The organism is Streptomyces sp. NPDC001393 (genome assembly GCF_053597455.1).
In genome coordinates this window covers 166,367-183,925 of record NZ_JBSFIH010000005.1, presented here as the reverse complement: position 1 = coordinate 183,925, position 17,559 = coordinate 166,367, and the positions used below count along the sequence as shown (strand labels likewise).

Here is a 17,559-nt window from a genome sequence, read left to right as displayed (position 1 = left end):
ACGCCCTCCCTATGAGTACGCGGAGACCGGCCGGAGTGCTCACCAAGCCGGCCGAACCGAAGCGCCGTCCGCGGTCACCGGACCGGCCGAGCCAAACCACCACCGACGCTCACCAGGTCGGCCGCGCCGAGATCCCGCCGTCGACGGTCAGGTCGTGGCCGGTGATCCAGCTCGCCAGGGGCGAGGCCAGGAACACGCAGGCGTCGGCCACGTCCTCCGGGCGGCCCAGCCGGCCGGTGGGGACGGCGGCCAGCCAGCGGCGTACGCCGTCCGGCCAGGCCTCCGCCAGGCCCTCCCGGTGGATGAGGCCGGGCGAGACGCTGTTGACCCGGATGCCGTCGGGCCCGTACTCCAGGGCCGCCGCGCGGGCGTGCATGACCACCGCCGCCTTGGCCGCGCTGTAGTGGGCGTGGCCGGGCGCGGGGTGGCCGGCCTCGATGGAGGCGATGTGGGTGATGGTGCCGCCGCCGTGGGCGCGCATATGGGCGGCGGCGGCCTGGGTGCAGGCGAAGACGCTGGTGACGTCGGTGTCGACGACTGTCCGCCACTCGGCGGCCGTCATGCCGGGCAGGGGCTGGACTGGCTGGACGGCCGCGTTGTTGACGAGGGCGGTGAGCCGTCCGCCGGACCAGTCCGTCGCCTCCCGGACCAGACGGTGGCAGGCGTCCTCGTCGGTCAGATCCGCCCGCAGTACGACGGCCTCGCCGCCCGACTCCCTGATCCTGGCCGCCACTTCGCCGGCCGCCTCCACCGCCGTACGGCAGTGGACGGCCACCGCCGCGCCCTCCTCGGCGAAGCGCAGCGCGATGGCGCGGCCGATGCCGCCACCCGCGCCGGTCACCAGGGCGGTCTGTCCGGCGAGCAGGTTCAGCGAACTGCGGTTCATGGGCGGCACAGTTCCGCGATCCGGGCGGCCTCGGTCGGATAACGCGCCGTCAGGTCGGCCGCGTTCCCGTGTTCGTAGTCCGCGTAGGTGAATCCGGGCGCCATCGTGCAGCCGAAGAACGTCCACGCGCCGCCCGGCGCCACGCGCGCGCCCATCCAGGTGCGGGCGGGCACGGTGAGCTGGACATGCTGGCCGGACAGCGGGGCGGGGCCGAGCACGGCGGTGCGGGTGGTGCCGTCGGGGGAGAGCAGCAGGAGGTCGAGCGGGTCGCCGAGGTAGAAGTGCCAGATCTCGTCGGTGGGCAGGCGGTGCAGGGCGCAGAAGTCGTCCGCGGTGAGCAGGGCGACGATGGCGGAGCCCTCCGGGCGGCCGTCGGGCCGCTCCGGCCCCGCCCAGGTCTGCCGGAACAGTCCCCCCTCGCGGGGGATGGGTTCGAGGCCGTAGTGCGCGATCAGATCGTCCGGCGTCATCGTCACCTGCGGAAGGCTACCTCCCGCTCCAGGAAGGCGAGTTGGGCGTGCTTCTCCGGCAGGTACACGTCGGGGAGGTCCACCTCGGGCAGGACGACCGCCGGGCCGGGTACGAAGCCCTGGCGTTCGAAGCGGGCGATCGCCCTGGTGTTGCGGACGTCCGGGTCGACCACGAGCCGGCGCCGGTCCAGGACGCGCAGCGCTTGAAGTGCTCTCCCGGCTGAAGCCGGCAGATTCCCTCCTACCTTGCGGTGGCGGGCTTGACGCTGCGGGGGCGCCTGACGACTGCCCTTCCGGCAGCCGGGACGAGCGCGTGGCCCATCCGGTACAGGTGCAAGACGTTCCGTGCGGCGTTGTGGTCGGCGTTGTCGGACCAGCCGCAGCCTTCGTTCTTGCACACGAACACAGCCTGGGACTCCCGGCTGCCCGGCGTGGTGAAGCCGCACATCGAGCAGCGTTGGGAGGTGCCGGGGGCGGGAACCTTGTGCAGGGTGCCGCCGTGGCGGGCGGTCTTGTACGTCAGCATCGTCACAGTGCGCCCCCACGCCTCTTGGCTGATGGAGCGGTTGAGGCCGAACTTCTGGGCGACGTTCTTCACCGGGTTCTCGACGGTGCCTCTGGCACTCTTGACCATGTTCGGAATGTCCAGTTTTTCCACCACGATCACGCCGTACGTGCGGGCGAGGTGGGTGGTGATCTGGTGCTGCCAGTCACTCGCCCTGCGCTTGGCTGTCGCGCGGAGGCTTGCGATCTGGTCGTAGGTCCGCTTCAGCCGGTTGGAGGTTTTCTGGCCCGGCTTGCGGAAGCTCTTGCGGTGCGCGGCCCGCTGCTCCAGGCGGAGCAGCTCGGCCTTCTCGTCGGGGTTCAGCCACTTGTCCCGGTCGGCCGTGCCGTCCGGGAGACGGGCGGGGCGACCGTGGTCCTGGCGGTTGCCGTCGGACAGAGTGAGCGGGATGTTGACTCCGGCGTCGATGCCGACCTCGGGGCCGGTGTGCGGCTCGGGCGCGGTGTCGAGGGCGCGGTAGGTCTCGGTGGTCACCCGGCAACTCTCTTTAGGTTAGCCTCGCCTAACTCTCTCGGAACGTGATCGTACGCGAGGCGGGGAAGGGGCTGCGGACCACCCCGGCTGCGCCGCGCGCGCCGCCGGGCGACCATCGACGCATGGACGTCACCCTGCACCTCGCCCAGGACCCCGACGCCGACGCGCTGCTCGGGCGGTCCGCGCTCGCCGCGCTCACCGGCATGCTGCTCGACCAGCAGGTCCCGATGGAGTGGGCGTTCAAGGGGCCCCGGACCATCGCCGACCGGCTCGGCGTCCCGGCCGCCGGAGACCTCGACGCGCACGACATCGCCGCGATGGACCCCGAGGCCTTCGCCGCGCTGCTCGCCGAGAAGCCGGCCGTGCACCGTTACCCGGGCTCGATGGCCAAGCGCATCCAGCAGCTGTGCCAGTACCTCGTCGAGCACTACGACGGGGACGCGGAGGCGGTCTGGCGGGGCGTGCCGACCGGTTCCGAGCTGCTGAAACGGCTCGAGGACCTGCCCGGGTTCGGCAAGCAGAAGGCCCAGATCTTCCTCGCGCTGCTCGGCAAGCGGCTCGGCGTCACGCCGACGGGCTGGCGGGAGGCCGCGGGGGCGTACGGCGAGCGCGAGTCCTTCCGGTCGGTCGCCGACATCACCGGGCCGGAGTCGCTGGCGAAGGTGCGGGCGCACAAGCAGGAGATGAAGGCGGCGGCGAAGGCCGCGAAGGGGGGCGGGAAGTAACGGGAAGCAAGGGGGCGGGAAGTAACGGGAAGTAAGGGGGCGGGAAGTAGGGGGCTTCACCCGACCGGCCCTCCCCGATGGCCCGCCCGCCCCCGTCGTTCACAGCATGGACCATGACCGAGGCACCGAACAGCGGTCCGGAGTGGGGCCGGGAGTACGACGACCGGAACGTGCACGCGAGCGCGCCGCCCGGCGACCGGCGTGAACCCGAGCCGCCGTTCGAGGGTCCCCTGCACGCGCTGTCCCGGGCCGCCTGGCAGGTGGTGCTGGTCACCGGGATCGCCTCGCTGGTCCTCGGCGTCCTGGTGCTCGTCTGGCCCGGCGCCTCCCTGCTCGCCGCCGGTGTCCTGTTCGGGATCTACCTGGTGATCAGCGGCATCTTCCAGCTGGTCGCCGCGTTCGGCACGCACCGGGCGACCTCGCTGCGCGTGCTGGCCTTCATCAGCGGCGCCCTGTCCATCGTGCTGGGCCTGTTCTGCTTCCGCGGGCCGATGCAGTCGATCCTGCTGCTCGCCCTGTGGATCGGCATCGGGTGGCTGATCCGCGGGATCACCCAGACCCTGGCCGCCCTGCACGACCCCCGGATGCCCGCCCGGGGCTGGCAGATCTTCCTCGGGGTCGTCACCTTCATCGCCGGGATCGTGCTCATCGACTCGCCGTTCCGGTCGGTCGCCGTGCTGACCCTCGTGGCCGGCATCTGGCTGGTCGCGGTGGGCATCGGGGAGATCGTCACCGCGTTCGGCATCCGGGGCCGCGCCAAGGCCGTCCCCCACACGGTGTGAGCGGCGGCGTGGGCCGCGCCCGGCGCCCGTACGCCGTGCGGGCGGATCTCCGGCCCGGCATGCTGCACTCCCCGCACGCCCCGGGGACGGATCCGACGTGAGCAGGACCGCTCGGCCCTGTCGCCGAACCACCGCCGTCCGCCGAGGCCTTCGCGGCGGGCCTCGCGTCCGCCGCGACGGGGGTGCCACCGCCCGAGCCCGTGTCGTCCCCCGGAGCCGTACCTGGCTGCGGGTGCTCGTGCTGCTGCTCGCCTTCTGGGTGCCCGGCGCCCATGCACAGGCCCAGGCGGCTCCCGCGCTGAGCGCGTCCGCCGAGGCCTTCGGGCACGACGGCACCGATGTCTTCGACGCGCTCCTACGCCCGCCCGCCCACGCCGTCCACCGGGCCGACCTGCCCGAGCGCCCCGCACCCCTCCCCGACCCCGCACCCGCCCGGCCTGCGGTACGGCCCCGCCCCGGCACGCCGGGGGTGCCGTACGCCCTGCCCCTGCTGCTCCGCACGGTGGTCCTGCGCTGCTGACGGACCCGCGCCCCCGCGAAACGCCGGTCACAGGTCAGACAGCTCGGACACTCGGACACAAGGAGCAGCACAGCCATGCCCATGGATCCCTACGCCGTCCTGCGCGCCCTGCTGCGCGCGGAGGCCCGGCGGGCGACGGCACCCCAGCCGGAACGGAAGAAGGAAGAACCGCAGCGGCCGCCCGAGGCCCGGGACGACCGCTGAACCGGCACCGGCGGAGGCGGGCGCCACCGCCTCCGCCGGGCTGCGCCGTGCGTGCCGTGCCAGGCGCCGGGCCGCGTGGCATGCCGGGCGCTCCGGACCGTGCCGTAGGTGCCGCGTAGTGCGTTCCGGGCGTGTCGTGCGTGCCGGACGGGACTCGGGAGGTCCCGCCCTCGGCCGTACGGAGGAAATCCGTCGTGTCGTTCGACCGGAGGGTCCCGGTCCGGTCGGCGCCGGTGGCGCGGCGTACCCGATAGCACTACTTGTGACCCATTTGCCGGATCTTTTCAGGGGTCGCACTCGGCCGCCATGGCTGCGCCCGGAAGGTCTTGACCGGTAGGCTTTCCGTGTGATCTTCAAGCGCATCGGAAACGGCCGGCCGTACCCCGACCACGGCCGGGAAAGCACCCGGCAGTGGGCGGACGTCGCGCCGCGCCCGGTCCGCCTCGATCAGCTCGTGACGACCAAGGGGCAGCTCGACCTGGAGACCCTCCTGGCCGAGGACTCGACGTTCTACGGCGACCTCTTCGCGCACGTCGTGAAGTGGCAGGGCGACCTCTACCTGGAGGACGGGCTGCACCGCGCGGTCCGCGCCGCCCTCCAGCAGCGCCAGGTGCTGCACGCGCGCGTGCTCGAGCTCGACTGACCCGGCGCGACACGGCCGTTGACCCTTGACCCTTTCGGGTTCCGCTGAGCGGCATCGACTGATCATCTAATAGGCAGCGCCGCTCGGGCGCACTACGCTGCGCCCATGAGCATGCTCACTCCCCCTGGCATGGGCGGCCAGTACCGGATCACGGGGGACAAATACCCCCGGATGCGTCCGCCGCGCCGACGCGCCAGGCTCGTGGCCGCCGTGGTGGCATCCGTCGCCGTGCTCGGCCTGATCGGCTGGGGCACCCTGCAGCTCATCGACGTCTTCACCGGCGGCACCAAGAAGAGCACGACGGCCGGCCCGAAGACCGGCTGCCACACCAAGGCCGATACGGCCGCACAGGTGAAGTCCCTGCCGAAGCCGGGCCAGATCACCGTGAACGTCTACAACGCCACCGCGCGCACCGGGCTGGCCAAGTCCACCGCCGACGAGCTGAAGAAGCGGGGCTTCCGCATCGGCTCCGTGGGCAACGCGCCCGGGGAGTACGACAAGAAGGTGAAGAGCGCCGGGATACTCCTCGGACCGCCCTCCGCCCAGAACACCTCACTGGCCGTACTGGGGGCGCAGCTCACCGGCGCCGAAGAGCGCGCCGACGCCCGCAAAGGCACCGACGTCGACCTCGTCCTCGGCGACGCCTTCAAGGGCCTGGAGCAGCCGGCGGCCGCGGAGCAGGCGCTGACCAAGCTGACCGCACCCGCACCCGCACCGACGGCATCCACGAAGAAGAGCTGCTGAGAAGAAGAGCTGCTGAGAAGCGCTCCCGCCTACTCGGCCGCCCCGTAGAGCCGGTCCCCCGCGTCACCGAGCCCCGGCACGATGTACCCGTGCTCGTTGAGGTGGTCGTCCACGGCCGCCGTGACCACCGTCACCGGCGTCCCCGCCAGCTCCCGCTCCATCAGCTCGACGCCCTCGGGAGCGGCGAGCAGCACGACGGCGGTCACGTCGTCGGCGCCGCGCTTGATCAGCTCCTGGATCGCCGCGACCAGCGTGCCCCCCGTGGCCAGCATCGGGTCCAGGACGTACACCTGGCGGCCCGAGAGGTCCTCCGGCATGCGCGAGGCGTACGTGGAGGCCTGCAGCGTCTCCTCGTTGCGGATCATGCCCAGGAAGCCCACCTCGGCGGTCGGCAGCAGCCGCACCATGCCGTCCAGCATGCCGAGGCCGGCGCGCAGGATCGGCACGACCAGCGGCCGCGGCCGGGCCAGCTTGACGCCGGTCGTCGGCGCGACCGGCGTCCGGATGTCGACGGCCTCGGTGCGCACGTCCCGCGTGGCCTCGTAGGCCAGCAGGGTGACCAGCTCGTCGGCGAGCCGGCGGAAGGTCGCGGAGTCGGTGCGCTGGTCGCGCAGCGTGGTGAGCTTGTGAGCGACCAGGGGGTGGTCGACGACGTGGAGACGCATGCCCCTAACGGTACCTGCGCCCCGTACCGCCCCGCTCTGGCGTCAAACCGCCCGTCCGAGGGAAAGTGGGACCGGGGTGGTGTGTGACGTGCCTGACCTGTCCGACCTGCCCGCGGGCGCGGGCGGTCCCGAGAATGCCGGACCCGGGGCACCGGAGACGGACGCCGAGCGGCGGCGCCGCCGCGCCCGGTTCCTGCGCGACCTCGCCGAGGCCCGCGCCCTGCGCGCCCGGGTCCAGCCGCGACGCGCCAAGGCCGCGCGACTGCGCCACGCGATGCGCATGCGGACGTTCCGCTGGTAGGGAGGAACCCCCATGAGCTCGGCACTGTAGGGAAGTTCTGGGTAAAGAAGATCCACGCGCGGACCCGAATTTGCGCGGTGGGCGTGCGTGAGTCCCCGGAAAAGCCGCGTACGATCCGCAGGTGGCGGCAACGAACGCGCAAGACACAGGGAGCCGAAGACGTCCCCTGACAGCCATGTTTCTGCCACGATTCCGAGTGGGCGGGGCTCGGAGCCCAAGCCGCCTCCGCCCAAGTACCTCCGCCGGGGGGACCCCCAACCGGCACGCCTATGACCAGTGGGAGAGTCACGGTGTACTTCGCCGCACTGCTCGCGCGCACCGAAGACGGGTGGGAAGCGAGCGACACAGAGCTCGACGATGTGGAGACCCTGTCGGATCTTGCCGACCTGGCCCGGGAAGCCTCTCCCGAAGAGGACACGGTGCTCGTGCTGATCGAGCAGGAGGACGCGTGGTTCGGCGTGGTCCGCGTGGACGGTGAGGACGACCCTCGCATCTACGTCTCGGACGCGGCCGCCGCCCAGCGCAGCGCGTACGGCGAGCTGCTGCTCACCGACGAGCTGCTCGGCCGGGAGCCGGGTGCCGACGACGGCCCCGACCTGGACTCCCTCGACCTCGACGGCACGGAGGACGGCGAGTCCGAGTCCGACGAGGACGACGAGGAGGTCATCGCCGCCGACGCCGTTCCGCACAGCCCCGTGGGTGACAGCCAGATCCTCGACGACCTGGGCATCAGCGAGAAGGAGCTGCGCTCGCTGGACGCCGAGGACGCGCTGGGCACGATCGCCGAGGCCCTGGGCGCCTCGGAGGTGCTGGAGACCGTCCGCTGACCGTGCAGAGGCCGGCCGCCGCACCGGACCCGGTACGCGACCGCTGGCGGCCGTCGATGCGACTCGCCCTGGCCGAGGCCGAACGGGCCGTCCAGGGCGGGGACGTTCCCGTCGGCGCCGTCGTGCTGTCCCCGGACGGTACGACGGTGCTCGCCGTCGGGCACAACGAGCGCGAGGCCACAGGCGATCCCACGGCCCACGCGGAGGTCCTCGCGATCCGGCGGGCCGCCGCCCTGCTCGGGGAGTGGCGGCTGGCCGGCTGCACGCTCGTGGTCACCCTGGAGCCGTGCACGATGTGCGCGGGCGCGATCGTCCAGTCCCGCCTGGACCGGGTCGTCTACGGCGCCCGGGACGAGAAGGCGGGCGCGGCGGGCTCGCTGTGGGACGTGATCCGCGACCGGCGCCTCAATCACCGTCCGGAGGTCGTCGAGGGCGTTCTCGCGGCGGAGTGCGCCCGCCTCCTCACCGAGTTTTTCCGGGACCGCTAATACCGATTTCAGAGCACGACCCACCTTGCTGTAAGGTCTCCCTCGGTAGCGTGTCCGAGCGGCCGAAGGAGCTCGCCTCGAAAGCGAGTGTGGCGCAAGTCACCGAGGGTTCAAATCCCTCCGCTACCGCTCGAAGAAGGGCCCCGTCGAAAGACGGGGCCCTTTTCGTCGCAAGCGACCCCTGTGCATGCCGTAACGGACCCTTGACCACAGGGCGGGGCAAATGACCCCCGGCGGCGGGCCGTTGGTCCCCAAAAAGGGCCTGAAGGTTACACTCGCGGCCGGCAGCAGGGGCGCACGGACAGGGGAGGCCGCGGTGGCGGTGAACGCCAAGAAGATCGCCGTATACGTGCTCGTGGTCTTCGCGCTGTACGTGATCATCACGGACCCGCCCAAGGCGGCCCACTACGTCCAGATAGTCTTCGAGGGCATATCGGACGCGGCCAAGGCCGTGGGCAACTTCATGACGTGGGTCGCCAACGGCGGAAAGAACTGAGGTACACCCCATGATCCGCCACCTGGTCCTCTTCAAGCTCAACGAGGGCGTCGAGCGCGACGATCCGCGGGTCGTGGCGGGCGTGCAGGCCTTCGAGGCCCTCGGCGGCCAGATCGAGGAGCTGCGCTTCTGGGAGTGCGGCTGGAACATCAGCGACCGGCCGATCGCCTACGACTTCGCGATCAACTCGGCGGTCGAGGACGCCGACGCCCTGGGGCGCTATCTCGAGCACCCGGCCCATCAGGCGGGCGTCGCGCTGTGGCGCGAGTTCGCCACGTGGGTGATCGCCGACTACGAATTCTGACCACTTCCGCCCGGAAGCCCCCCGCCGCAACGGCGGGGGGCTTTCCTGCGTCTCAAGCCCCAACTTGTCGATGTTTGAACACAACACGGGGTTATCGGGTGCTTGCACACGGTGCACATGTCTTGTGATGCTATGACCGCTTTTGACCGATCATTGAGAGACGAAGAGGTGGCGTTGACCGTGTCGGCCAGTACTGCGCCGCCCCAGGAGGAGGCGGACGCCCCCGCCCCCGCCCCCGCCCCCGCTCCCGTGACCCCCGAGAAGCGGCGCGGTGCCGACACCCGAGCCCTCACCCAGGTGCTCTTCGCCGAGCTGAAGCAGCTCACCCCCGGCACGCCGGAGCACCACCGGGTGCGCGGGGCGCTGATCGAGGCGAACCTGCCGCTCGTGCGCTACGCGGCCGCCCGCTTCCGCTCCCGCAACGAGCCGATGGAGGACGTGGTCCAGGTCGGCACCATCGGCCTGATCAACGCCATCGACCGGTTCGACCCGGACCGGGGCGTGCAGTTCCCGACCTTCGCCATGCCGACCGTGGTCGGCGAGATCAAGCGGTACTTCCGGGACAACGTCCGCACGGTCCACGTGCCGCGCCGGCTGCACGAGCTGTGGGTGCAGGTCAACAGCGCCACCGAGGACCTCACCACGCTCCACGGCCGCTCCCCCTCCACCGCCGAGATCGCCGAGCGGCTCAGGATCACCGAGGAGGAGGTACTGAGCTGCATCGAGGCGGGACGCTCGTACCACGCCACCTCGCTGGAGGCCGCGCAGGAGGGCGACGGACTGCCCGGCCTGCTGGACCGGATCGGCTACGACGACCCGGCCCTGGACGGCGTGGAACACCGCGACCTGATCCGGCATCTGCTCGTCCAACTCCCCGAGCGCGAACAGAGAATCCTTCTGCTGCGCTACTACAGCAATCTCACCCAGTCACAGATCAGCGCGGAACTCGGCGTCTCCCAGATGCACGTCTCCCGGCTCCTCGCCCGCAGCTTCCAGCGGCTGCGCTCGGCGAATCGAATCGACGCCTAGAAGCGCTCGAGGCGGAGCACAGCGGGCGCACGGAAGCACGCCCGGGATCACCGCCTGCATCGCAAACCCGATCGATGCATCACCACGGCGGGCGAATCGCTCACCAGCGCAGATGCCGACAGTTGGGACCCGAAAAAGCGTCAGACCCCTTCTTTCCAGGGCCGATTCGCATCTCGCATGTCGACATGTCACTACAGCGTGTTGCCGACATGTGACATTCTGCGGGAGACGCGTTTGCCGGGCCTTCGGCGCCGGTATTCAGGTGAAGGCTGCGTTGGCCGAAAGGCCGCGCCGCCACGACCGTCCCGCGACCCAAAGGGGGTGGCATGTCCGCAGAACAGGGCAGCTCGAAGGTGCTGGCGCCCGCGACGAGCGAGGCAGCGCCCAAGGAGCTCGACGCTCTCGACGTCCTCGACGGCATCGAGGGCGTCACGGCCCTCGACGCCGTGCCGGCCCCGCCCGCCCCGGCGGCCGCCGACCTCCCGGCGCCCGCCGATCTCCCGGCCCCGCCGGCCTCGGGGGACATCGACACCCGCACCCTGTCCCGCTCCCTCTTCCTGCGGCTCGCCGCACTCGACGAGGACAGTCCCGAGCGGGCCTATGTCCGGGACACCCTGATCGAGCTGAACCTGCCGCTGGTCCGCTACGCGGCCGCGCGCTTCCGCTCCCGCAACGAGCCGATGGAGGACATCGTCCAGGTCGGCACCATCGGCCTGATCAAGGCGATCGACCGCTTCGACTGCGAACGGGGCGTGGAGTTCCCGACGTTCGCGATGCCGACGGTGGTCGGCGAGATCAAGCGGTTCTTCCGGGACACGTCCTGGTCGGTGCGCGTCCCGCGCCGCCTCCAGGAGCTCCGTCTGGCCCTCACCAAGGCCAGCGACGAGCTGTCCCAGAAGCTGGACCGCTCCCCGACGGTGACCGAGCTGGCCGCCGTGCTCGGCGTCTCCGAGGAGGACGTGGTCGACGGCCTCGCGGTCGGCAACGCCTACACCGCCTCCTCGCTGGACTCCCCGGCCCCCGAGGACGACGGCGGCGAGGGCTCGCTCGCCGACCGGCTCGGCTACGAGGACACGGCCCTGGAGGGCGTGGAGTACCGCGAGTCCCTCAAGCCCCTGCTGGCCAAACTCCCGCCCCGGGAGCGCCGGATCATCATGCTCCGCTTCTTCGCCAACATGACCCAGTCCCAGATCGGCGAGGAGGTCGGCATCTCCCAGATGCACGTCTCCCGGCTGCTGACCCGGACGCTGGCCCAGCTACGGGAGGGGCTGATCTCGGACTGAGGGTTCAGTTCTGACGAGCCGTCAGTCACACTGTCCCGATGTTGCGGGCAACAGGGGCGAGCGGGACGGTCGGATCGACACGTACGACATGGACATGTGGCCGCCGAGGCGCCGTTACGGCAGCGTCGGCGGCCGTCGTCGTCCTGGGCGGGGTCCTGGCCGCATGCGCCGCGGCGAACGGCCCCGGCGGCGGCTATGTGGCCGTAGGTTCGGGACAGCACGGTCCGACGGCCGCCGCGCCCACAGGGTCGGTGACGCTGGTGCCGCTCCAGGGAGCGCAGAGCGGAAGCGGCGGCGCCGGCTCACCCGGCAAGGCCGCGCAGCCGGAGAGCGCCGGCCCCTCGGGCACCCCGGGGCAGACCACCACCGACCCCGGCGGCGACGCCTCCCCCGGCACCCCGAGCCCGGCCGGCGAAGGAGCAAGCGGCGGCCCGGTCGGTCGTACGACACCGCCCGCCGCCCCGCCGGCCCGGGCCCCCAGCGGCAGCACGGCCCCCACCCCCGCCGCGCTCTCCTGGGGCACCCCGGCGACCGGGCCGACGGATCAGCGCTGGTGCCAGAAGGTGACCGTGGGCTTCAGCAACTCCGGGGGCACGGCGGTGCGTTCGGGCACCGTGACCTTCGGGACGCACATCATCGGCGCGCTCGGTATCGACTGGGGGACGGTCGACTCCGCGGTGGACCTCCCGGTGCCGATCGGGCCGGGCGCGCACGAGGACCACACCTGGACGGTGTGCGTCGACGCCTGGCGCGTGCCGCTCGGCATGCACATCGAGACGCGGGACGTGTCCGTCCGGTGGAAGTGATCGCCGGGAGCGGGTGCTACTTCAGCGCCAGCCAGGCGACGCCGGCCACCACGGCGAGAGCCACGATGACACCGATGATCACGCCGACGCGGGGCCCGGAGGAGGCCGCGGCCTGCTGCTGGCGGCCCTGCGGGGCCTCGTCGACGAACGCGCGGAACATCTGAGTGCTACCGGCGGGGTCGTAATTGCCCTGGGGGCCCTGGGTGTTAGCCATGGCCCGAGACACTAGCGAATCCGCGTGACCGACCCAAGTGCGGGGCCACCGGGACAGACGGGGGCACCCCACCCGCACCGACCTGCACATTTACGGTTGCAATACTTGCCTTTGCCACGTTTTTACGCGGCTGGATCCCCTGTTTATTTGCCTGCAGCAACCAATCAGGGCTAAGGTTGCCTCAAGCAACGAATACGGGAGGTGTGATGGCCGAGCAGGCGCAGTTCGAAGAGCTGGCACGTCAGCTCAGCGCCGTCGGAGCCGTGAAACGGGACATGGGCCGGATCCTGCCGCCCGGCTGCCCGGCCGGCTCGGCGGCCGTGCTGACCCTGCTCGGCCGCCACGGAGACATGCGCATGAGCAAGCTCGCGGAGCTGCTCGCCGTGGACATGTCGGTCACCAGCCGGCATGTCGCGCACGTCGCCGCGCGCGGCTGGATCGAGCGGCACCCGGACCCGGCGGACAAGCGCTCGCGCATCCTGCGCCTGACCCCCACGGGCCTGGAAGAACTGGAGGAGCTGTCCCGGCGGACCACGCAGCTGCTCGCCGAGCGGCTCGCCGACTGGACCGACGACGAGGTGGCCCAGCTGATCCAGCTGATGACCCGCCTGCGCGCGTCCTTCGGCGACTGCCGGTCCGCCCCGGTCCGGCTCCCGGCCGCCGCAGCCGCCCCGTAGTCGCAGAGACCACCCGTACACCCGCAAGCACGTAAGAGAAGGAAGCCCATGGCAACGACCACACCAGCCGGTGTGCGGGCTCACGCCAAGCACGGGGGAGGCTCCTCGGCGGGCCACGCCCCGATGACGCACCGGCAGATCATGGAGGCCCTGTCCGGGCTGCTCCTCGGCATGTTCGTGGCGATCCTGTCGTCCACGATCGTCTCCAACGCCCTGCCGCACATCATCGGTGACCTCGGCGGCGGTCAGTCCGCCTACACCTGGGTGGTCACCGCCGCCCTGCTGTCGATGACCGCGGCCACTCCCCTGTGGGGCAAGCTCGCCGACCTGTACAGCAAGAAGGCGCTCGTCCAGATAGCCCTGGTCATCTACGTCCTCGGCTCGATGGCCGCCGGTCTGTCGCAGAACGCCGGCATGCTGATCGCCTGCCGTGTCGTCCAGGGCATCGGCGTCGGCGGTCTGTCGGCCCTGGCCCAGATCGTCATGGCCGCGATGATCTCCCCGCGCGAGCGCGGCCGTTACTCCGGCTACCTCGGCGCCACCTTCGCCGTCGCCACCGTCGGCGGCCCGCTGCTCGGCGGTGTCATCACCGACACCTCCTGGCTGGGCTGGCGCTGGTGCTTCTACGTCGGTGTCCCGTTCGCCTTCATCGCCCTGATCGTGCTGCAGAAGACCCTGCACCTGCCCGTGGTCAAGCGGGAGGTCAAGGTCGACTGGGGCGGCGCGTTCTTCATCTCGGCCGCCGTCTCGCTGCTGCTGATCTGGGTCACCTTCGCCGGTGACAAGTACGACTGGATCTCCTGGCAGACGTACGCGATGGTCGGCGGTTCGATCGTCCTCGGCGCGCTGTTCGTGCTCGTGGAGTCCAAGGCGAGTGAGCCGATCATCCCGCTGCGCCTGTTCCGGAACCGCACCATCACCCTGGCGTCCCTCGCCTCCCTGTTCGTCGGTATCGCGATGTTCACCGGCACGGTGTTCTTCAGCCAGTACTTCCAGCTGGCCCGGGACAAGTCCCCGACCATGTCCGGCGTCATGACCATCCCCATGATCGGTGGCCTGTTCGTCTCCTCCACCGTCTCCGGTCAGTTCATCACCCGCACCGGCCGCTGGAAGGCGTGGCTGGTCAGCGGTGGCGTCCTGGTGACGGCCGGCCTGTGCCTGCTCGGCTCCATCCGGTACGACACCGCGTACTGGAAGATGGCGATCTTCATGGCGCTGCTGGGTCTCGGCATCGGCATGATGATGCAGAACCTGGTGCTCGCCACGCAGAACCAGGTCGCCCCCTCCGACCTCGGTTCGGCCAGCTCCACGGTCACCTTCTTCCGCTCCCTCGGCGGTGCGGTCGGCGTCTCCGCGCTCGGCGCGGTGATGTCCCACCGGATCACGCACTACGTCCAGGACGGCATCTCCGCCCTGAGCCCGAAGTACCAGGCGGCCCTGGCGGGCTCCAGCTCCACCGACAGCATCCCGGACATGGGCAAGCTGCCGGCGCCGCTGCGGACGCTGCTTCAGAGCGCCTACGGCCACGGCATCGCCGACGTCTTCTTCATCGCCGGCTGCCTCGCCGCCCTCGCCTTCCTGATCACCCTGTTCATCAAGGAGGTCCCGCTGAAGACCAAGGGCGCGCTCGCCCAGGCCGCCGAGGCCGACGCCCCGGCCGCCGCCCCCGTGGAGACCGCTGTGGAGACCACCGTGCAGGAACCCGCACAGCAGCAGGTGCCCAGCTGGGCCGCCCCCGTCGTGTCCGACACCTCCGCCCAGGCACCGGCCACGGCCGCGGCGCCGGCGGCGACCGCCGTCGCCACCATCGACGAGCCCGGCACGGGCGGCGGCACCCCGGTGCACGGCTTCGTCCGCGGCGCCGAGAGCGTCCCGGTGCCGCAGGCCGCGGTCACCCTGATCTCGCTGTCCGGCCGCCAGCTGGGCCGCGCGGTCGCCCAGGCCGACGGCTCCTACTCGGTCGACGCCCCCGGCACGGGGTCGTACGTCCTGATCGCCTCCGCCGACGGCTACCAGCCCCAGGCCTCCACCGTCGTGGTGGGCGAGGAGCCGGTGTCGTACGACATCCTGCTCAGCGGCACCAGCGGGCTGACCGGTGTGGTCCGGGCCGCCGGGAGCGCGCTGCCGGTCAAGGACGCCATGGTGATCGTCACCGACGTCCGCGGCGATCTGCTGGCCACCGCGGCCACCGGGGAGCAGGGCGACTTCGCCTTCACCGACCTGGTGCCGGGCGCGGTGACCATGGCGGTCAACGCGAGCGGCTTCCGCCCGCGCGCCCTGCCGGTCGAGATCGGCGCCACCGGCCTCACCCGGATCGAGATCGACCTGGACGCCGGCGCCCGCCTCCAGGGCGTCGTCCGGGCCCCGCACGGCCCGCTGGCCGACGCCCGGGTGACCCTCGTCGACCAGGCGGGCAACGTGGTCGGCACCGCCACCACCGGCACGGACGGCGCGTACGCCTTCACCGACCTGGACAGCGGCGAGTACACGGTCATCGCGACCGGTTACCCGCCGGTGGCGACGGCGCTGACCGTGGCCGGCACCGGGGTCGACGGGCACGAGATCGAACTCGCCCACCCCGGCGAGTAGTTCACTCCCGGCCCGTGGCACACATACCGTCGTGTGTGCGCCACGGGCCGGTTTCATACGACCAATTTGTAAGGCTTTGCAGGGAGAAAACGGGATGGGACTGACCGCGAAGATCCGCACGCGGGACGGGTGGGCCGTGTCGCACGCGGTCGTCACGGTGACCGACATGACCGGCACGCAGGTGCTGCGCGCCGAGACGGACGCCGAGGGAGCCGTACGGGACGCCACCGAGCTGGCGCCGGGGGCGTACACCGTGATCGTGACGGCCGTCGGCTACGCGCCCGCGGCCTCCTCCGCGATCGTCACCGCGAGCGGCCGGGCCGAGGTCGGCACGGTCACGCTGGCCCGTCAGGGCGGCACCGAACTGCCGCCGCCCGGGCCCTGGACCATCGACCCGGTGCACTCCTCCGTCGCCGCGGTCGCGCAGCACCTGGGGATCTCCAGCGTGCACGGCCGGTTCACGGAGTTCGGCGGCACGATCGAGATCGCACCGGACGACGTCACCAAGTCCCGTGTCGAGGCGGTGATCAGTGCCGCGTCCGTCGACACGGGCAACGGCATGCGCGACGGGCATCTGAAGTCCGCGGACTTCCTCGACGTCGAGCAGCACCCGGAGATCACCTACCGCTCGACGGGCCTGACCCAGTCGGGCCCCGACCGCTGGACGGTCCACGGCGAACTGTCCATGCACGGCGTGCTCCGCCCGGTCGACCTGGACCTCGCCTACCTCGGCACCGGCGCCGACCCGTGGGGCGGCACGCGGGCCGCGTTCCGCGCGACGGCCGAGCTGCACCGCGAGGACTTCGCGATGAACTACAACCAGGTTCTCCAGGCGGGCATCGCGGCGATCGGCACGACACTGAAGGTGGAGCTGGACATCCAGGCGGTACAGGGAGATTCCCTGCCCGCGGTCTAAGGTGCTGGCATGGCACCGAACATCGCTACCAACACCCGTGTGTCGCTGGACGAGTTGCTCGCCTTCGTACGGCCTCGCCATCGCGCCCTGCTCATCACGCGCCGTGCCGATGGCGGGCCGCAGGCCTCGCCGCTGACCTGCGGGGTCGACGACTCGGGGCGGATCGTCGTCTCCACCTACCCCGAGCGGGCCAAGACCCGTAACGCCAAGCGGGACGCCCGGGTGAGCCTGGTCGTGCTGAGCGACGAGTGGAACGGCCCCTGGGTCCAGATCGACGGCACGGCCGAGGTCATCGACACGCCCGACTCGGTGGAACCGCTGGTCGAGTACTACCGCAACATCGCCGGCGAACACCCCGACTGGGACGAGTACCGAGCGGCCATGGTGAAGCAGGGGAAGTCCCTCATCCGGGTGACCCCGAAGCGGTGGGGGCCGGTGGCCACCGGCGGCTTTCCGGCGCGGCTGAGCAGCGACGACTAGTGCGGTGACGCCAAACGTTCACTGGGTTGGGCCGAGGTCTTCCCTCTGCCAGGGATCAGGGAGACCCTGGACGTCGGAGGGTGACATGACATGGACTGGCCCCGGCAACGCCGACGAGGTGACGGTTCCCGACGTGGTCGGGCTGATCGTGACCCGCGCACGGGACGTTGCGTGGGAGGCCGGCCTGGTGATCGCTGCCGGCGATCCGGACGGGCCGCCGGTCCGGGCGCTGACCTGGCCAGGAGTCTGGGTGGTCACCGCCCAGCGCCCCGCCCCCGGCTCCCGGATGCGCCGCCGAGGCTCCCTGGTGATCGATTTCAAGGAACTGCCTGACGGTGAGTCTGGGGATCGGGAACCGCGCCGCCCGTCGCCCGATCTGGACGTGCTTGCTGCTGAGCTGGACCCCGAAGCAGAGCCAACACCGCTCGACACGCCCGGCGGGCGGAGTCCGGCGCAGGAGGGGTAGCCGGG

The 17,559-nt window shown here is 71.3% G+C and carries 22 protein-coding genes, 1 tRNA gene and 3 pseudogenes; 20 read left to right on the top strand and 6 right to left on the bottom strand.

All coding sequences use genetic code 11. From position 1 onward, the window contains the following. Window positions 1–109: 109 nt before the first annotated feature. The 4 genes and pseudogenes from ACWC2T_RS09120 to ACWC2T_RS09105 all read right to left on the bottom strand — a co-directional run. Entirely contained in the window at window positions 110–886 is a 777-nt protein-coding gene (locus ACWC2T_RS09120) for an SDR family NAD(P)-dependent oxidoreductase (protein ID WP_450669747.1), read from the bottom strand. Then, window positions 883–1,356 carry a cupin domain-containing protein gene (locus tag ACWC2T_RS09115; protein ID WP_450669806.1) on the bottom strand — a complete coding sequence of 158 codons (474 nt, stop codon included), beginning with the start codon at window positions 1,354–1,356 and terminating at the stop codon, window positions 883–885. The genes ACWC2T_RS09120 and ACWC2T_RS09115 overlap by 4 nt, the downstream gene beginning before the upstream one ends. A 2-nt stretch (window positions 1,357–1,358) precedes the next feature. Continuing rightward, window positions 1,359–1,556, bottom strand: a pseudogene (locus ACWC2T_RS09110) (GNAT family N-acetyltransferase); the annotation flags it as partial. A gap of 41 nt (window positions 1,557–1,597) precedes the next feature. Next, window positions 1,598–2,371 (bottom strand): annotated as a pseudogene (locus ACWC2T_RS09105) (RNA-guided endonuclease InsQ/TnpB family protein); the annotation flags it as partial. A 146-nt stretch (window positions 2,372–2,517) separates the two neighbouring features. Between ACWC2T_RS09105 and ACWC2T_RS09100 the strand changes: the two are divergent. The 6 genes from ACWC2T_RS09100 to ACWC2T_RS09075 all read left to right on the top strand — a co-directional run bounded on the left by ACWC2T_RS09100 (window position 2,518) and on the right by ACWC2T_RS09075 (window position 6,013). Then, complete coding sequence (locus ACWC2T_RS09100; RefSeq protein ID WP_450669746.1) at window positions 2,518–3,120, top strand: HhH-GPD-type base excision DNA repair protein; 603 nt, start codon at window positions 2,518–2,520, stop codon at window positions 3,118–3,120. Between the two features lie 113 nt (window positions 3,121–3,233). After that, the gene (locus ACWC2T_RS09095) at window positions 3,234–3,902 is read left to right on the top strand and encodes an HdeD family acid-resistance protein (protein ID WP_450669745.1); all 669 of its coding nucleotides are present in this window, start codon (window positions 3,234–3,236) and stop codon (window positions 3,900–3,902) included. 232 nt (window positions 3,903–4,134) lie between these two features. Beyond that, window positions 4,135–4,422, top strand: coding sequence for a hypothetical protein (locus tag ACWC2T_RS09090; protein WP_450669744.1), 288 nt, complete (start codon window positions 4,135–4,137; stop codon window positions 4,420–4,422). Window positions 4,423–4,497: 75 nt separating this feature from the next. Continuing rightward, on the top strand, window positions 4,498–4,626 hold the full coding sequence (locus ACWC2T_RS09085) for a hypothetical protein (RefSeq protein ID WP_450669743.1): 129 nt from the start codon (window positions 4,498–4,500) through the stop codon (window positions 4,624–4,626). 346 nt (window positions 4,627–4,972) lie between these two features. After that, window positions 4,973–5,269, top strand: a complete 297-nt coding sequence (locus ACWC2T_RS09080; protein ID WP_003999914.1) for a type II toxin-antitoxin system VapB family antitoxin — start codon at window positions 4,973–4,975, stop codon at window positions 5,267–5,269. Window positions 5,270–5,374: 105 nt separating this feature from the next. Further along, on the top strand, window positions 5,375–6,013 hold the full coding sequence (locus tag ACWC2T_RS09075; protein ID WP_450669742.1) for a LytR C-terminal domain-containing protein: 639 nt from the start codon (window positions 5,375–5,377) through the stop codon (window positions 6,011–6,013). A 29-nt stretch (window positions 6,014–6,042) separates the two neighbouring features. Here ACWC2T_RS09075 and upp read toward each other — a convergent pair whose 3' ends face one another. Next, window positions 6,043–6,678 (bottom strand): uracil phosphoribosyltransferase, encoded by a 636-nt coding sequence (upp, locus tag ACWC2T_RS09070; protein ID WP_450669741.1) that lies wholly within the window; start codon window positions 6,676–6,678, stop codon window positions 6,043–6,045. Window positions 6,679–6,766: 88 nt separating this feature from the next. Here upp and ACWC2T_RS09065 point away from each other — a divergent pair, with 88 nt between their 5' ends. The 9 genes from ACWC2T_RS09065 (at window position 6,767) to ACWC2T_RS09025 (ending at window position 12,212) form a co-directional block, all read left to right on the top strand. Further along, complete coding sequence (locus ACWC2T_RS09065; protein WP_450669740.1) at window positions 6,767–6,979, top strand: hypothetical protein; 213 nt, start codon at window positions 6,767–6,769, stop codon at window positions 6,977–6,979. 290 nt (window positions 6,980–7,269) lie between these two features. Beyond that, the gene (locus ACWC2T_RS09060) at window positions 7,270–7,806 is read left to right on the top strand and encodes a tRNA adenosine deaminase-associated protein (RefSeq protein ID WP_450669805.1); all 537 of its coding nucleotides are present in this window, start codon (window positions 7,270–7,272) and stop codon (window positions 7,804–7,806) included. Window positions 7,807–7,862: 56 nt separating this feature from the next. Beyond that, window positions 7,863–8,294 carry a tRNA adenosine(34) deaminase TadA gene (gene tadA, locus ACWC2T_RS09055; RefSeq protein ID WP_450669804.1) on the top strand — a complete coding sequence of 144 codons (432 nt, stop codon included), beginning with the start codon at window positions 7,863–7,865 and terminating at the stop codon, window positions 8,292–8,294. A gap of 44 nt (window positions 8,295–8,338) precedes the next feature. Then, window positions 8,339–8,423 (top strand) — tRNA-Ser (locus tag ACWC2T_RS09050). 187 nt (window positions 8,424–8,610) lie between these two features. Beyond that, window positions 8,611–8,790, top strand: a complete 180-nt coding sequence (locus ACWC2T_RS09045) for a hypothetical protein (protein ID WP_450669739.1) — start codon at window positions 8,611–8,613, stop codon at window positions 8,788–8,790. Window positions 8,791–8,800: 10 nt separating this feature from the next. Continuing rightward, window positions 8,801–9,094 carry a Dabb family protein gene (locus tag ACWC2T_RS09040; protein ID WP_450669738.1) on the top strand — a complete coding sequence of 98 codons (294 nt, stop codon included), beginning with the start codon at window positions 8,801–8,803 and terminating at the stop codon, window positions 9,092–9,094. 174 nt (window positions 9,095–9,268) lie between these two features. Then, a complete protein-coding gene (locus tag ACWC2T_RS09035) occupies window positions 9,269–10,123 on the top strand; it encodes an RNA polymerase sigma factor SigF (RefSeq protein ID WP_450669803.1) in 855 nt (284 codons plus the stop codon). Window positions 10,124–10,449: 326 nt separating this feature from the next. Continuing rightward, a complete protein-coding gene (locus ACWC2T_RS09030) occupies window positions 10,450–11,406 on the top strand; it encodes an RNA polymerase sigma factor SigF (protein ID WP_450669737.1) in 957 nt (318 codons plus the stop codon). 38 nt (window positions 11,407–11,444) lie between these two features. Then, window positions 11,445–12,212 (top strand): hypothetical protein, encoded by a 768-nt coding sequence (locus ACWC2T_RS09025; protein WP_450669736.1) that lies wholly within the window; start codon window positions 11,445–11,447, stop codon window positions 12,210–12,212. A 16-nt stretch (window positions 12,213–12,228) separates the two neighbouring features. On the opposite strand, the gene ACWC2T_RS09020 is transcribed toward ACWC2T_RS09025, so the two are convergent. Continuing rightward, window positions 12,229–12,426 (bottom strand): hypothetical protein, encoded by a 198-nt coding sequence (locus tag ACWC2T_RS09020; protein WP_450669735.1) that lies wholly within the window; start codon window positions 12,424–12,426, stop codon window positions 12,229–12,231. A gap of 206 nt (window positions 12,427–12,632) precedes the next feature. Between ACWC2T_RS09020 and ACWC2T_RS09015 the strand changes: the two are divergent. From ACWC2T_RS09015 to ACWC2T_RS08995, 5 genes and pseudogenes are all read left to right on the top strand, one after another. Then, window positions 12,633–13,138 (top strand): annotated as a pseudogene (locus ACWC2T_RS09015) (MarR family winged helix-turn-helix transcriptional regulator). 13 nt (window positions 13,139–13,151) lie between these two features. Beyond that, on the top strand, window positions 13,152–15,692 hold the full coding sequence (locus ACWC2T_RS09010; protein WP_450669734.1) for an MFS transporter: 2,541 nt from the start codon (window positions 13,152–13,154) through the stop codon (window positions 15,690–15,692). Window positions 15,693–15,786: 94 nt separating this feature from the next. Then, window positions 15,787–16,608 (top strand): YceI family protein, encoded by an 822-nt coding sequence (locus ACWC2T_RS09005; protein ID WP_450669733.1) that lies wholly within the window; start codon window positions 15,787–15,789, stop codon window positions 16,606–16,608. Between the two features lie 9 nt (window positions 16,609–16,617). Further along, window positions 16,618–17,088, top strand: coding sequence for a PPOX class F420-dependent oxidoreductase (locus tag ACWC2T_RS09000; RefSeq protein WP_450669732.1), 471 nt, complete (start codon window positions 16,618–16,620; stop codon window positions 17,086–17,088). Between the two features lie 85 nt (window positions 17,089–17,173). Further along, a complete protein-coding gene (locus tag ACWC2T_RS08995) occupies window positions 17,174–17,554 on the top strand; it encodes a hypothetical protein (protein WP_450669731.1) in 381 nt (126 codons plus the stop codon). The last annotated feature ends 5 nt before the right edge of the window (window positions 17,555–17,559 follow it).